The 14,972-nt window shown below is 33.2% G+C and carries 16 protein-coding genes; 12 read left to right on the forward strand and 4 right to left on the reverse strand.

The genetic code is table 11. The features are described 5' to 3' along the window. The first annotated feature begins 95 nt into the window (after positions 1-95). The gene (locus Q0F04_RS06445; RefSeq protein WP_295751456.1) at positions 96-758 is read left to right on the forward strand and encodes a hypothetical protein; all 663 of its coding nucleotides are present in this window, start codon (positions 96-98) and stop codon (positions 756-758) included. Positions 759-796: 38 nt separating this feature from the next. Here Q0F04_RS06445 and Q0F04_RS06450 read toward each other — a convergent pair whose 3' ends face one another. Continuing rightward, positions 797-1,150: a cupin domain-containing protein gene (locus Q0F04_RS06450; RefSeq protein WP_295751457.1), complete on the reverse strand. Its 354-nt coding sequence runs from the start codon at positions 1,148-1,150 to the stop codon at positions 797-799. A gap of 108 nt (positions 1,151-1,258) precedes the next feature. Between Q0F04_RS06450 and Q0F04_RS06455 the strand changes: the two genes are divergently transcribed. The 4 genes from Q0F04_RS06455 (at position 1,259) to Q0F04_RS06470 (ending at position 6,446) form a co-directional block, all read left to right on the forward strand. Next, complete coding sequence (locus Q0F04_RS06455; RefSeq protein WP_295751460.1) at positions 1,259-1,585, forward strand: helix-turn-helix domain-containing protein; 327 nt, start codon at positions 1,259-1,261, stop codon at positions 1,583-1,585. Positions 1,586-1,659: 74 nt separating this feature from the next. Further along, on the forward strand, positions 1,660-3,486 hold the full coding sequence (locus Q0F04_RS06460; RefSeq protein ID WP_295751463.1) for an AAA family ATPase: 1,827 nt from the start codon (positions 1,660-1,662) through the stop codon (positions 3,484-3,486). Positions 3,487-3,612: 126 nt separating this feature from the next. Continuing rightward, positions 3,613-4,254, forward strand: a complete 642-nt coding sequence (locus Q0F04_RS06465; RefSeq protein WP_295751466.1) for a helix-turn-helix transcriptional regulator — start codon at positions 3,613-3,615, stop codon at positions 4,252-4,254. Between the two features lie 845 nt (positions 4,255-5,099). Next, complete coding sequence (locus Q0F04_RS06470; RefSeq protein ID WP_295751468.1) at positions 5,100-6,446, forward strand: AAA family ATPase; 1,347 nt, start codon at positions 5,100-5,102, stop codon at positions 6,444-6,446. A gap of 387 nt (positions 6,447-6,833) precedes the next feature. Here Q0F04_RS06470 and Q0F04_RS06475 read toward each other — a convergent pair whose 3' ends face one another. Both Q0F04_RS06475 and Q0F04_RS06480 read right to left on the reverse strand, forming a co-directional pair. Then, on the reverse strand, positions 6,834-7,565 hold the full coding sequence (locus tag Q0F04_RS06475) for an SWIM zinc finger family protein (RefSeq protein WP_295751470.1): 732 nt from the start codon (positions 7,563-7,565) through the stop codon (positions 6,834-6,836). A 3-nt stretch (positions 7,566-7,568) separates the two neighbouring features. Further along, complete coding sequence (locus Q0F04_RS06480; RefSeq protein ID WP_295751474.1) at positions 7,569-10,148, reverse strand: DEAD/DEAH box helicase; 2,580 nt, start codon at positions 10,146-10,148, stop codon at positions 7,569-7,571. Between the two features lie 518 nt (positions 10,149-10,666). Here Q0F04_RS06480 and Q0F04_RS06485 point away from each other — a divergent pair. From Q0F04_RS06485 to Q0F04_RS06515, 7 genes are all read left to right on the forward strand, one after another. Beyond that, entirely contained in the window at positions 10,667-10,933 is a 267-nt protein-coding gene (locus Q0F04_RS06485) for a hypothetical protein (protein ID WP_295751477.1), read from the forward strand. Further along, complete coding sequence (gene rhuM, locus Q0F04_RS06490) at positions 10,897-11,652, forward strand: RhuM family protein (RefSeq protein WP_295751480.1); 756 nt, start codon at positions 10,897-10,899, stop codon at positions 11,650-11,652. The genes Q0F04_RS06485 and rhuM overlap by 37 nt, the downstream gene beginning before the upstream one ends. A gap of 517 nt (positions 11,653-12,169) precedes the next feature. Then, positions 12,170-12,526, forward strand: a complete 357-nt coding sequence (locus tag Q0F04_RS06495) for a YbaN family protein (protein WP_295751482.1) — start codon at positions 12,170-12,172, stop codon at positions 12,524-12,526. Beyond that, positions 12,523-12,849 carry a hypothetical protein gene (locus Q0F04_RS06500; protein ID WP_295751485.1) on the forward strand — a complete coding sequence of 109 codons (327 nt, stop codon included), beginning with the start codon at positions 12,523-12,525 and terminating at the stop codon, positions 12,847-12,849. Before Q0F04_RS06495 ends, Q0F04_RS06500 begins: the two co-directional genes overlap by 4 nt. A gap of 249 nt (positions 12,850-13,098) precedes the next feature. Next, entirely contained in the window at positions 13,099-13,740 is a 642-nt protein-coding gene (locus tag Q0F04_RS06505) for an MgtC/SapB family protein (protein ID WP_295751488.1), read from the forward strand. 87 nt (positions 13,741-13,827) lie between these two features. Continuing rightward, complete coding sequence (locus Q0F04_RS06510; protein ID WP_295751491.1) at positions 13,828-14,010, forward strand: hypothetical protein; 183 nt, start codon at positions 13,828-13,830, stop codon at positions 14,008-14,010. Next, positions 14,004-14,204, forward strand: a complete 201-nt coding sequence (locus Q0F04_RS06515) for a hypothetical protein (protein ID WP_295751494.1) — start codon at positions 14,004-14,006, stop codon at positions 14,202-14,204. The genes Q0F04_RS06510 and Q0F04_RS06515 overlap by 7 nt, the downstream gene beginning before the upstream one ends. Before the next feature lie 37 nt (positions 14,205-14,241). On the opposite strand, the gene Q0F04_RS06520 is transcribed toward Q0F04_RS06515, so the two are convergent. Beyond that, entirely contained in the window at positions 14,242-14,955 is a 714-nt protein-coding gene (locus Q0F04_RS06520; RefSeq protein WP_295751497.1) for a DeoR/GlpR family DNA-binding transcription regulator, read from the reverse strand. Between the last annotated feature and the right edge of the window lie 17 nt (positions 14,956-14,972).

Consider the following 14,972-nt stretch of genomic DNA (forward strand, 5'->3'; position numbering starts at 1 on the left):
TATTTATAAGGCTTATAAGCTTTACTTTACATTATTCTCAACTTTACATTATTTCCATTATGTAAAGCTTTACATAATGGGAAGGATGATTTCAAATGAAAAGAATGCCTGATTTGATGGAAGCAATTTTTGATGCTTGTTACTTGATTTTTGACTTAATTGCCGGAATTTTATTCTTTGTATATTCGAAAGGAAATCCATTATTTATTTTATATGGCGTATTAACGTTAACTTTGTGTGGTGGAGACGCATTCCACTTGGTTCCTCGTATTAAAAGAGCTGTATATGGAACGAATGATAAAATTAAAAGACAGCTTGGAATTGGATTGCAGGTATCTTCAATCACAATGACAGTGTTCTATATTATCTTATTGTTTATCTGGAAATTAACTTTCCCAACATTGACTGCACCAGTTTGGGTGGAGGCTATGATTTGGATTTCAGCTATTATTCGTATTGTAGTATGTTTCTTACCACAGAATAACTGGACGAGTGAAGAAGGAAATAGGAAGTTGTCTGTAATTCGTAATGCCGTATTTGCCCTGACTGGAATTGGTGTGATTCTTCTTTATGCGATTTCAGGAAATATGTACGATCTACATATGAATCGTATGGTTGCAGCCATCATCATTTCATTTGGTTGTTATATCCCAGTTACATTGTGGTCTAAGACAAAACCAAAGATTGGTTTATTGATGATTCCTAAGACTTGTGCTTATATGTGGGTCATTGTAATGGGATTACAATTATTATTCTAAAACGTAAAAAAGATGGATTGCTCCATCTTTTCTTTTGCCTAATAAATTACTGCATCATCGGCTGTAAAGGATTCAAGAGAATTTTCTTTAGTTTGAATACAAATGAATTGGATTGAAGAATCGTTTGCCGCAAAGAATTGGCGTTTTGCGCTAGGAGCAATCTTTAACCAATCTCCTTCGTTTAATGCGATTTCTTCTCCATCAATTATTACTTTTCCTTTACCAGAAAGAATTCCATATACTTCCTCATTATTTTTGTGTGAATGAACAAAGGGAACGCTTGCTCCTGCAGGTAGTTCATTGATACTGATTTCAGCTCCTGTCAAAGATAAAGCTTCGTGTAATTCGATTCTTGCATCTTTTTTGATTGTTGTTTTTGTGTAATTTGACATATATTTTTCCTCCATATCTGTGTTCATTTTATGGGCGAACACATATTAAAACAAGTACGCACCTTTTTGTGCCTATACATTTAATTTTGAGTGTGTTAAATTAATGGTATGAAGACAAAACAAGAATTGCCAGCATGTCCGGTGGCTACGGCTGTTGCGTTGATTGGCGGAAAATGGAAATTATTAATTATTAGAAATCTAAGAAATCGAGCTTGGCGTTTTAATGAGCTTCAAAGAGATTTGGATGGGATTTCACAAAAAGTATTAACGGACAGTTTAAGACAGATGATTGAGGATGGATTGGTGTATCGTAAGGATTATAAACAGAATCCACCTAAGGTAGAGTATGGGTTAACGGACCTTGGAAAGGAGTTACTACCTATCATTGATGCACTTTCTGATTTTGGCGTCTATTATAAAACGATTGTAGAGTAGGATGTGTTCTACTCTTTTCTTTTGTATAAAAGTATAATGGTTATACTAATGGTAGCAGGATTGGTGGTGTTCACATGAAAACTTGTAAAGAAATGGCTTCTATTTGGAATATTAGTGTTCGTGCAGTTTCGAGTTTATGCAAATCGGGGCGAATTCCTGGTGCTGTTAAGAATGGAAAAAATTGGGAGATTCCAGATAATGCTCAAAAGCCAGTAGATGGTAGGATTTCAACTGGTGAATATAGTAAAAGAGAGATGACCACAGCTAGAAAGCCTTTGCCTATTGGTATTTCGGATTATGTGCGTGCTCAATCGGATTATTATTATGTGGATAAAACCATGTTGATTAAGGAATTTTTAGATCAAAAGTCATTGGTTTCATTATTCACTAGGCCAAGAAGATTTGGAAAAACATTGAATATGGATATGCTTAGAGTATATTTTGAAAAGACAGATAAGGATACGTCTAAATATTTTAAAGATAAGGATATTTGGAAGTGTGGGGAAGGCTATCGAGCGCATCAAGGTAAATATCCTATGATTTTCCTAACTTTTAAAGATGTAAAGTTTGATTCTTGGCAGGCCACTGTAGAGAAAATTAAATCGCTTCTTCAAGAAGAGTATGGAAGGCATCAGGAATTGTTGAGTAGTGATAGAATATCGGATTATGAGAAGGAATATTTTAATAAAGTATTAAGTGCAACGGAAAATGAAGTGGAATTGTCTTCATCGCTTGAAAAATTATCTAAAATGCTTGCGACTCATTATGATAAAGCTCCAATCATTATTATTGATGAGTATGATACTCCAATTCAAGAGGGCTATTCTAAGGATTTTTATGATGAAATCATTGGGTTTACGAGAAATTTCTTTTCAGGTGCCTTTAAAGATAATAAAAATCTTTCTTATGGTATTTTAACTGGATGTATTTTCAGTGGATTAAATAATCTAACAGTGAATTCAGTAATGGATGAAGCGTATGATTGTTACTTTGGATTCACAGATGAAGAAGTTAGTAAAATGCTAGATTATTATGGAGTTGCTGAAAAAGAGAGTGAACTTAAAGAATGGTATGATGGATATTTATTTGGGAATGAAGAAATATATAATCCGTGGTCTGTCATTAACTATATTTCAAAGGGGTGTGTTCCACAGGCATATTGGGTAAATACTGGAAAGAACGAGATTTTGGAAGATGTTTTAAAAGTGGCGGATGAGGATATAACTGAAAAACTGTATTCTTTGATTCTTGGAGATAAAGTTTTGGCAAGAATTGATCTAAATGGTGTATATGGATCATCTAATATATTTAGTTTATTATTGGTGGCTGGATATTTGAAAACAACAATTAAAGAATTGCAGGCAGATGGTTCTTATTTATGTCAGGTATCTATACCTAATAAAGAGATAGCTTCTGTATATAAAAGTGAGGTTTTAGCACATTTGATGCAGATTGGTGCAGTTTCAAGAACGACGGCTGATAAGATTGCGGAAAGTTTGTTCATAAATGATTATGTAAAACTAGAAAAAGCCATTGCAGAATATATGGATAAAGCAATTAGCTTCTATGATACGGCTAGTGAATCATTCTATCATGGTTTGGTTTTAGGGTTGATGGCGATGATGGATAATCAATATAAAATCAAATCAAATAGAGAGTCTGGTAAAGGTAGGTTTGACATTTGCCTAATGCCTAGAGATAATAAGCATCCTGGAATGATTATGGAACTAAAGTGGAAGAAAAATCTAGATGATAATGAATTAGTACTTTTGGCGGATGAAGCTATTAGTCAGATTCATAGTATGGAATATGATTCTGAAATGAAGAGTGAGGGAATCAAAAAGATATTGAAGTTTGGAATTGCGTTTTCTGGAAAGAGAGTTTGTGTTAAAACAATTTAGAATAAAAGTTTTGTATGAAATTTCTTAAAGCTTTGGTGTTTTGAAAGTGCTAGTGAGACGAATTATTCATTTTCTAGTATATAATTAAAGCAAGAGTTAGTTGCGTGATGACGGAGGATGCTGAAGATGAGAATTCATTCGTATTTTGAAATGTATTTGAAACATGCACAAACAATGTTGGGAGATGCCTTTGATTATGCCATTAATACATGTCATATTTCAGGCGATGATTTTGTGAAGATGTTTATTGTAAGTTCATTTAGTAAACGTATTGAAAATGGGGAGCCTGCTTGTGTGGCGGGTAAAAGTGGTATTGAGCTTGTACATGAAATTGTATTTGAGACCATGCAAAAAGAGTTGAATATTGAACCTGAAGAAAATTATAGCCGTTCATGTGAGTATTGGATTGGTTGGGTTGTTGCCTATTACCAATGGTATTCAGACAGAAGTTTTAAAGAGATATTTCATGTTTTAAGTTTTGAAGATTTAAAAAGAATGTATTATACACTTCATGAGGCGGATATTTCTAAGTTTGTAGATATTGTGGATTTGAAAATGAAAGAGTATTATGTGGAAACAAACTTAAAGCGTATTCGAACTAATTATGGCTATACACAACAAGAATTATCCAATCTTTCTGGTGTAAGTCTTCGCTCAATTCAGTTGTATGAACAAAGAAATAAAGATATTAATAAGGCGAGTGTAGATAAGTTGTATCGTATTTCTAAAGTATTTGGCTGTAAGATAGAGGATTTGATTGAAAAATAATATGTAGGGATAGAATTCAATGTTGTTCTATCCCTTTTTGAATAATATAGTAGAATTCACAATGTTTTCACATTGGACATTTATAATGGGAATTGGCTATTGGATGTAGTAATGGTGAACCCTCTGAATTAAAAAAAGAAATCTGCTTGAGTTCTCGGCAGATCCTTCAATTTTTTTGTAAGAGGAGAAGATGTCTATGTATATATATCTATATATTGATGTTGCCATGTGTTTAATGGCACTAGTAGAAATACTAAGAATTACATTAATTATCATAGAAAAATGTAAAAGACACTAGTTCACCCTCAGCAATGGATTACTAGTGTCTTTACACTAAATTAATTCAGAGTGACCACTGTATCCAGTAGTCTTTCTGTATCTGTATTATAGCGTTAAAGAAGTGTTTATGCAAATCTATTAGCTAATAGCGTAAAGATATACACTATATTAGAAAAAAAGTAAAAGAAACTAATTCACTAGTGTCTTTATTGCATTACTTTAATCCAAACAATGTTTCAATACAAGAATCATCCATTACGCGATCTGTTGGTGGCATATTGGCATGTTCTAGTAGTGAGTCTACGTTTATGTAGCTCAGTGTAAAAGGGATACAAGAAAAAAATGTACTTGCTCCTAGCCGTGTTTTACAAGGTCTTATTTTAAAACTTTGTGGTTTTAAAAAACTTGGGTTAAGAACATAATTGAATATGAATTCTGCAAAGTTAAGGTAATTAGAAAAACGGGGCAAAATATAATAAATAAAACTAGCAAAACGGGGCAAAAAACATGGTAATTAATTGAAAAAACGGGGCAAATGATATATTCTGTATTTGGAGGATAATAATATGTATAGAAAAGATTCTGTGGCAATAGATGGTTGGTTAAAAAAATCGAATAAAGCGTTATTGGTAACCGGTGCCAGACAGACGGGGAAAACCTGGCTCATAAGAGATGAAATTAAAAAGAGTGAGTACACTAAGTTTGAGATAAACTTTATTGATCATCCTGAAATGGTTGAGTACTTAAATGCGGAAATGAGTGCAGAAGATTTTTTGGTTAAATTGAAAATGATAATGCCGGAAAATTGTAAACCACATAAAACAGTTGTTTTTTTTGATGAAATTCAGAAATGTCCGGAAATCGTTACAAAGATTAAATTTCTTGTAGATGAGGGCAGCTTCAAATATGTAATGAGTGGATCACTATTAGGTGTAGAGCTTAAAGGAATCGCATCGGTACCTGTTGGTTATCTATCAGTAATAAGAATGTATCCAATGGATTTCGAAGAATTTATGATTGCAAATAATGTTTCAAATGTGACATTGGACATGCTAAAGGAAAAATTTGAGACATGTACGCCGGTGGATGAATTTGTTCATCAAAAGCTATTGTCGATTTTCTTTGTATATCTAATTGTTGGAGGAATGCCGGATGCGGTGAAGACTTATGTTGAAACAAAGGATATCAGGGAAGTTGATAAGGTACAACGGGATATAGTAACATTGTATAAAGAGGATTTCTCACAATACGAGGTTGAAGACAAGAAACTAAAGCTACTATCAATATATGATATAATCCCTGCTGAATTAAACAAACAAAATAAAAAATTTGTTTTTACAATGCTGGATAAGGAACTTAAGTTTAGCAGATATGAAAACAGCTTTTTGTGGCTAAAGGATGCAGGTGTGGCACTGCCGATTTATAACGTTGATGCACCTGTTATACCTCTTTTAGCAAGCAAAAGCAGTAATGTATTCCGATTGTTTTCAAGTGATATAGGATTACTTACCAGTGCCTATCCGGCAGAAACAAAAATAGAGTTGATTAATAAAAATGGAGAAGTAAACAACGGAGCCCATTTTGAAAATGCTGTAGCGCAGCAATTGATAGCCAATGGATTTGAACCATATTTCTGTAAAAAGAAGAATTTTGGAGAACTTGATTTTGTGATAGAAATGAGTGGTAAGGTTGTTCCAATCGAGGTTAAATCAGGCAAAGCGTACAAATCACACAAGGCTTTGAATAATTTTATGAGTGTATCCGATTATCATATAGAGAAAGGATACGTTTTCTCAGTCGGAAATGTAGAGGTGGATGGAACAGTAATATATCTTCCTATCTATATGAGCTATCTTTTAAAAGAAAAACGGATTGAACAGATAATTGTAGATTTAGATATTGAGGGATTATGAAACCATTTTTCAATTGATGTCCGTTCATGCGGAATCAAAAATGGTGCAGCTAAAAGTGCGTGATAATGATTACAGTTTTCGCAGTAAAAAACAGTTGATTGAATGTTAAAACTGGCTTAATCTGTGCATTGAAATTATTCATAAACTCTCCTAAAAAAAAGAGCCCTCTGGGCCACATTGTTAAGAGGTGCGAAGGCTACGATTAATTAAATTGTAACAAATTTGTAATATGTGTCAATACAATTTATACTTTCCAATTTCGTCTTTCTGATTCTATGAAATTCAGTGAAAATCAGGGCGATTGGTGATGATTTTGAATTAGATGAATTAGTCAAAAAGGGCAGTATACTCATATTTTGAGCATACTGCCTCTAATTTTGTGCTTGTTTACTTTAATCCAAATAATGTTTCAATACAAGAATCATCCATTACGCGATCTGTTGGTGGCATATTGGCATGTTCTAGTAGGGAGTCCACGTGGTCTTTAATGGTTACGTCGACAAGTTTATTGACATCGATTCCTCTAAGTTCAAAGAATAGGAATGGGTTTTCATCAAGTTTGGTTCCAATGCCATAGAGTACAGCAGCCACGTGTTTGCACATTAAAGCCCAGTCGGGGCAGCTGCAGTTGAAGCTGATTTCTCTTTGACTTGGGAAGAGTCCACTTTCGGATAGGAATATTTCTTTTAAACTTTCTGGGAATTGTCCATTGACAAGTTCTTGTAAGTTTTGGATTTGTGAACTACATTTTTCAATGATGTCTTCACACACTTCTTCTTTTAGTGGACTGATATTGATTTCCACTTTGTAGGGTGTTTTTCTTGTGCCTTGTACACGAGCTTTTACTTTACCCTTCACAATTTGTAAGTCCACAACAGCACCTGAACGAACATATCTTTTTCCTCGTTCAATACGACTGGCATAATCGGCATATTGCTCAATGTTTTTACACCAGGCCATGCCCCACCAGCTTTTTGCGATTTGTCTGTCTTGTACAATGATGGGGTGCATTTCTTTACCTTTGTTTTTTGCGTTTTTAACACTTTCTTGTGCTTTTCTTTGCAGTTCTTCGACGCTCATTTGCGAATACTGCATGCTTGCTGTCCAATATTTTGCCATAGTCTACACGTCCAATCTTAATAAGTCCATTAGTTCATTTGTATCCAGTTCAGTAATCCATTTTTCTTGGCCAGAGGCAAGAATGGAATTTGCGAGTTCTTGTTTGGACTCAATTAGTTTATCAATTTTTTCTTCAATGGTTCCATTTGAAACGAGTTTATGTACAAAGACTTCTTTGGTTTGTCCAATACGATAAGCTCGATCGCTCGCCTGGTTTTCTACGGCTGGATTCCACCAGCGGTCAAAGTGAATGACGTGGTTGGCAGCTGTTAAGTTTAATCCGGTTCCAGCTGCTTTTAAAGATAATACAATATATGGAACGTATGTGTTTTCATCATTGAATTTTTCAACGATTTCCGTACGCTTTTTAGCAGGAATACCACCATGGATAATATATCCCTTCTTATGGAAAATAGATTCTAGGTATTGGGATAGGGGTTCGCACATTTCTTTATATTGCGTAAACACCAATACTCTTTCTCTTTTCTCATAAATGGTTTCACACAACTCTTTCAACATCGCATATTTACCACTGTCTTTTGGATTGTAGTTGGTATCATGAATAAATTGGTCTGGGTGATTACAGATTTGTTTCAATTTCGTTAATAACGCAATTACGATGCCTCTTCTTTGAAGTCCTGTAGAATCTAATATTGCTTGTTCAGCTTTATCAACTTCTTTGCGATACAAAACAACTTGTCGTTTGGATAAATCTACGTGTTCTGTGATTTCCATTTTGTCTGGTAAATCTGAAATGATTGTTTTATCGGTTTTTAAACGTCTTAAAATGAATGGAGAAACCAACATCTTTAATTTTGTCATATATTCAGGATAGGCTTGTACTTTCTTTGTGTATTCCTTAAAGTCGGATGCACTACCTAACAATCCTTTATTTAAGAAGTCAAATAGGGACCATAAATTGGATAAATCATTTTCAATTGGTGTACCTGTCATTGCGATACGCATATGGCTCGGAATCTTTTTAATGGCACGGGTTTGTTTGGTTGCCGGATTTTTAATGGCTTGTGCCTCATCTAAAATCAAACAGTCCCATATTCTTTCTTGTAAAAATTCATTGCGTAATGCCATTCCATACGTAGTAATCGTTATGAATGTGTCTTCATGTAGAATATTGTTTTTTCCATGAAGGATATAATATGTCATTTTAGGCGCAAAGCGATCAATTTCTTTTGACCAGTTTCCTAGTAGGGATGCAGGAACAATCAATAATACATGTGCCTCTTTATTTTTCTCATACATCTTCTCTAAAAAGGAAATGACTTGAAGTGTTTTACCAAGTCCCATGTCGTCGGCTAAACAGGCACCAAAACCTAAATCATTCATTTGATTTAACCAATTGTATCCACTCTTTTGATAAGGACGAAGAGTAGCGTTTAAATATTTTGGTTGTGCTTTGTTTTTGATTTTTGCAGGATTCTTTAATTTGCCTAAAATATCCCTTAACCATTTTCCATTTGATATTTGTATACCCATATCGACATCAATATCTTCTTCATTTGACATATATGTTTTTGTCAAAGCTTCCTTTAAAGTGATGGTTCCATCATATTGTTCCATTTGTTCAAGAAGTTGTTGAAGCTTATTATGATTTATTTCTACCCATTGACCTTTAAGCCATGCAAGTCCCTCTTCCATTTTTAAGAGTTCACTAATTTCTTTCTTAGTTAGGGCACGTCCATTCACAATTAGTGATGGTTGTAAGGATAGTATGGAGTCAAAGCCAAACATAGATGGTTTGGTGTCTCCAATATTCACATTGATTTTTACAGAAGAATATTTTTTCTTCCACCAGTTAGGCACTCTACATTTAATGCCACAAGCCTCAATGTCAGGCACACTCTTTAATAAGGAATAGGCTTCTTTACTCGTTAATTTGATGGGGTGAAATAAATCGCCAGTTTCCATATATTGGGCAATCAAAGAATTCTTTTGAGCCACTACATTTAGACATGACAATAAATTCAATAATTGTTCTTGATCATTTTTATATTCAACTAAGGCATGTTTTAGTGGCATATGAACAATACGATTCTCTATATCTTTTGTGGCATACGTAGCTAAAAACGCAAATGGAAAGTCTGGATCTTCTTCGTTTTCGACTAAGTGAAAATAGATTCGTTTAGCCGCTTTTAAATCTTGGGATTTTTCTTGAAGATACATCTGAACTGTACCCTTATATGATTTCATATCCCATCTAAATTGAGAATTTAAGTGTTGAAATATATTTTGAATCCACTTTTCATCAATAAATTCTGTACCAATCGCAAAAGGAATGATGGACATTAAATATTCTAAGTCTTCATTGGATGCTTCTACTTTAGTATCTTCTCTAGCAACTTCGAGTTCAGGTCGATTGCTTAGAAGTTCAATGAATTTCTGAGATAGTTGATACAAATAAAATGCACTTGGAGTCAATCCCTTTAGATTGTTTTCAAACCCTAATTCATAGAGCGCAGAATATTTATATTTTTTGAACGATTCAGCCCATTTGGAAGTATTTTCTTCCTTTGTTTCATCAATGTGAAATCCGTTTTTGGTAAATATGAAATTTAAATTCTTCATGATTATTTAACCTCTGTCTTATTACTTTTCTCTATTTTATCACATATATTTAAAGCAGCATTGTCGATGAGGAAAATATTTTTAGAAAATTACGCGATTTAATAATGTTTTCACATTGGACCTTTATAATAGGAATTGGCTACTGGATACAGTAGGGTGGTACCTCTGAAATTAAAAGTAATTTAGCTTGTGTTCTCGGCTCGATTCCGATTATTGTAGGAGGTTGTCATATGTACATTTATCTTTATATTGACGTTGCCATGACTTTAATGGCCATAGTTCAAATACTACGACTTACGTTGATGATTATAGAAAAATGCAAAAGACACTAGTCCGCCCAATCGCAAAGGAATTGACTAGTGCCTTAGCATTAGAATGATTTCAGAGTGACCACTGTATCTAGTAGTCTTTCTGTATTTGTATTATACCGGTAAAGGAATGGTTATGCAAATGATATAGTGGTAGTTTTTGCATATAATTTAGAGTTTGTTAACTAATAAAGAAAGATTGGAGTACACATGAACAACGAAATAATTAAATTCGTAAATGGTGATTTACAACTAGATGTTACTGTATCATCAGATAATGAAACTGTGTGGTTATCTGCAAATCAAATGGCATTATTGTTTGATCGTGATGAAAAAACAATTCGTAAGCATATTAATAACACATTTAAAGATCAAGAAGTTGAAAAAGAGAACAACACGCAAAAAATGCGTGTTGTTGGAGTTAAGCAACTTGTTCCAAAATGGAACAAGTTCAAATGGAAGGTAGTCGTAAAATAATTCGTAAAATGGATTTTTATAATTTGGATGCGATTATTGCGGTTGGATATCGTGTAAATTCTAAAAAAGCAACTTCATTTAGACGATGGGCAACTTCCATTTTAAAAGATTACATGATCAAAGGTTGTGCAGTGAATCAAAAACGTTTAGATGTTTTAAATAAAACAATCACGATTCAATCCAGAATGCTTGCTTCTACTTTGGGTATTGAAGAAAAAGAAGTATTGAATGTGGTTGAGGCTTATTCAAATGCATTATCGTTGCTTGATGATTATGATCGTGGGTGTGTTTCAAAGCCTGAAGGTAAAGATTCAATATATCAATTGACTTATGAAGAGTGTAGAACTCTTATTGATTCAATGGGATATAGTGGATTTTCTTCTGTATTTGGTGTTGAAAAAGAACTAGGTAAATTAAATGGAATAATTGCAGCTGTATATCAAAATGTTTTTGGTCGAGAAATATATACGAGTATTGAAGAAAAGGCAGCTAATCTACTTTATTTCTTAATTAAAGATCATCCTTTTGTGGATGGATGCAAACGTATTGGTGCTTCTATTTTTCTTGAATTCTTAAATAAGAATCAACATTTAATCATAGATGGGAAACAAATTATTTCGGATAGTGCTTTAGTTGCAATTACATTGATGATTGCAGAATCAAGGCCAGAAGAAAAGGAAACAATGGTCAAACTTGTCATGAATTTCTTAAACAGTTAGTTTAAAAAAAAGTACTTAACAACTTTTTTCTATTATTTTAAAAAATATAACTGAAAATCGATGGACCGATGTTCCATCGATTTTGCACTTTTAAAACAAAAAGGCCCCTCCATTTCAGGTGGACCAGTTCTAGCGTACTAGGTACGCCACTTACACAGTTAATATACCACAATTATTTTGAGATACAAGAAAAATATGTAATACATCCTTATCTCTCATATGGTGAAATACTATAATCTTGATATGATTATCTTCATTGGTTAACTTAACGTGTAAATTCAAAACAAGGTGTTTTGCAAGGAGTAATTAGTTGAAAATAGTTGAGTTGCAAAAAGTGCAACGCAACCAAGTTGTTTGTATATTTATCTTTTGACGTTGTAAAAAGGTTCAAGCAAGAAACGAATTGTGTTGACAACCAGTCTTAAATTCAGTAGAATAACTAACAGTTAGTCATCTCTAACAAGGAGATGACTTCTTTTATGAGATATGAGTTAGATACTACTAACTTGGAGGTATAATGAGAAAGATTCTATATATGATGATTGGATGTGTATCCCTTGTTTTGGGAATAGTTGGTGTGGTATTGCCGATTCTTCCAACGGTTCCTTTTGTGTTGTTGGCTGCTTTTTGTTTTGCAAGATCGAGTGAAAGATTGGATGGTTGGTTTAAGAATACGAAGTTATATAGGGAAAACAATATTAAGAGTGGTATGACCAAACAGGCAAAGGTTCGTATTATGTGTTCAGTATCTTTGTTAATGAGCATTGGATTTGTTATGATGGGATTAAGGGGTATTGTAGTTGGTAATGTTGTTTTATTGATTGTATGGATTTTCCACATGGTTTATTTTATGTTTGGAGTGAAGACTGTATGAGAAGAGTTTTGAATTATTTATTGGCTATTAGTTTTATTGTGACAATTCTAGTTCCAATTACGGGGATTAAGATTCATAAGTTAGCTTCTACATTATTCTTATTATTAGCATTGATTCATGTCTTCTTGTACAGAAAGAAAGTGGATTATAAGTATATTCTAGTCATTGTATTAACCATAGTATCCTTTATTCTTGGAATACTAGGATTGATATTGGTTGAGTATCCAATTGTTTTAATTCTTCATAGAACTATATCGATTGTGTTAGTTTGTTTGTTAGCTGTTCATATTTATAAGTTTCATAAAAGATTTGCCGTTGCATAATGTGACGGCTTTTTATATATTTAAGGTAATGGTGAATGTGTTTAAAAAAGGTAGGAATGATTCAGAAAATGGCGAAGTTGTTGATGTTTTATATATAGTGAGAAAAGTTTGTTTGAGTTAGGATGGTATTATAATTCTAAGGTGTTTTCAATTTGATTTGACAAAATTTTGGGGTAGGAGTATGTTCTTACCAAAGAGAAAACGAGTTAATAAAAACAAATTAATTATGTCAAGTTTGGGGATGATATTTTGTATTCAGGACAAGAATATTTAAATTGGATGTTTCGTATCGTGTTGGCTACTTTATGTGGTTGTGTCATTGGGTATGAAAGGACGAGTCGAAATAAATCGGCCGGCATTCGAACACATGCGATTATTGCATTAGGATCTTCAATGTTTATGATTATCTCTAAATATGCTTTTTTTGATGTGTCGACGGCTGACGGAGCTAGAGTGGCAGCACAAATTGTTAGTGGAATTGGATTTCTTGGTGCTGGCGTAATCTTTGTGAAAGATGATTTGATTCAAGGACTTACTACAGCAGCTGGAATGTGGACTACTTCTGGCATAGCTGCATGCATTGGTTCTGGATTGATTTTTATTGGTGTTTTTGCAGCATTATTTCTAGTTGTTCTTCAAAAGATATTTCATTATCCTTTCTTTAATCAAATTGATCATCCTAATGTATTGATTCAGACTAATATTGTTTCTAACAAAGATGAAATATATAAAATATTTGAGAAGTATGGTATAGAGGTCAATGAAATAAAAATTGATAGGAATCTAGATGTAATGACTTTTGATACAAATAATAGGTGGATTGACCATAAAAACGAATTGTTTAAGGATTTGATGTCGATTGATACTGTAACAAAAATATCTATTCTTTAATTAATAAAGGGACAATGTTGCTCCCTTTTTCATTTATGTATCATTTCGCGTAATAAACAAACTATAGGATGGAGGTGTATTATTTTGATGACAGATGAGAATTTTGATTTCTTAGAGAAGGTTTATAATAAGTTAAGAAGTGCTAGGGTTACAGGTAGTAGTGTAAGGTTGAATCGTGCAGAGATAAAGATCATATTAAAGAATGAAGAGGATCTTATGGCTATGATGGCTGATATGTTTGATGATGAGGATGATAAAGTATTATGTTAAGTGACAGGGATTATGAATTGTTGGATCAAGTATTAGTTAAGTTAAAACAGGCTGATAATACTTGTAGTGATGTAGTACTGGATCCTGAAGAAGTAAGGGTATTGGTGGATGATTTTGATGATGTGAATCATGAGTTGGTTGAAATCAAGAAGATTATGGATGAGTTTGAAAAAGAGATAGGCATAAAGGAATAATAAATAGGTTGTAGCAATGTTGTTACAACCTCTATTTTTATAGATATCTCATTTTGAATGGCTTGATCGTGCTGATACAAATAACGTCCTCTAAATTCGCATATTTTATTGGGCAGATTTTATTGAACTTAGTTTGATCCGCAAGAATAAATGCTTTGTTTGATTGTTGAATTACCTTTTCTTTAACCGCAGCTTCCCATTCATTTGTTGTGGTGATTTGGGCTTTTTCATGAATTCCATTAACACCTAGAAAAGCACAATCAAAATAGAAATTGTCTAATTGATTCAGTGTTTGAGCGCCTGTGATAGCTTCTGTACTTTTACGGACAAATCCAGGTAAAACGATTGTTCGAATGCTATTCTCCATTAATAAAGATAAATGAGGAATTCCAATTGTAACAACTGTGATATTTTTACTATGGATAAAAGGAATCATTTCATAAGTACTGCTTCCAGCATCTAAATAAATTGTTTGATTATCTTTGATTTGAAGAGCTGCTTGTTTAGCTATCCATGTTTTTTCACTAATTTGTTCATTGGATCTATAGAGCATAGGAAGTTCATTAGCTTCCGGATTCAACATTACGCCACCGTGAAATCGTTGTACGAGCTTTAAATCTTCCATTTGTTGAAGGTCTCTTCGAACTGTCGCGATTGAAGTTTTACATGCGATTTTTAAATCTTCGCTATATACTTTTTCGTTTTTCGTACATAAATCAATTATGATTTTCCATCTTTCTTGTTTTACCATAATTCAATTATAAATGT

This window comes from uncultured Holdemanella sp., from assembly GCF_934772795.1.
In the GTDB taxonomy this organism is placed as follows: domain Bacteria; phylum Bacillota_I; class Bacilli_A; order Erysipelotrichales; family Erysipelotrichaceae; genus Holdemanella.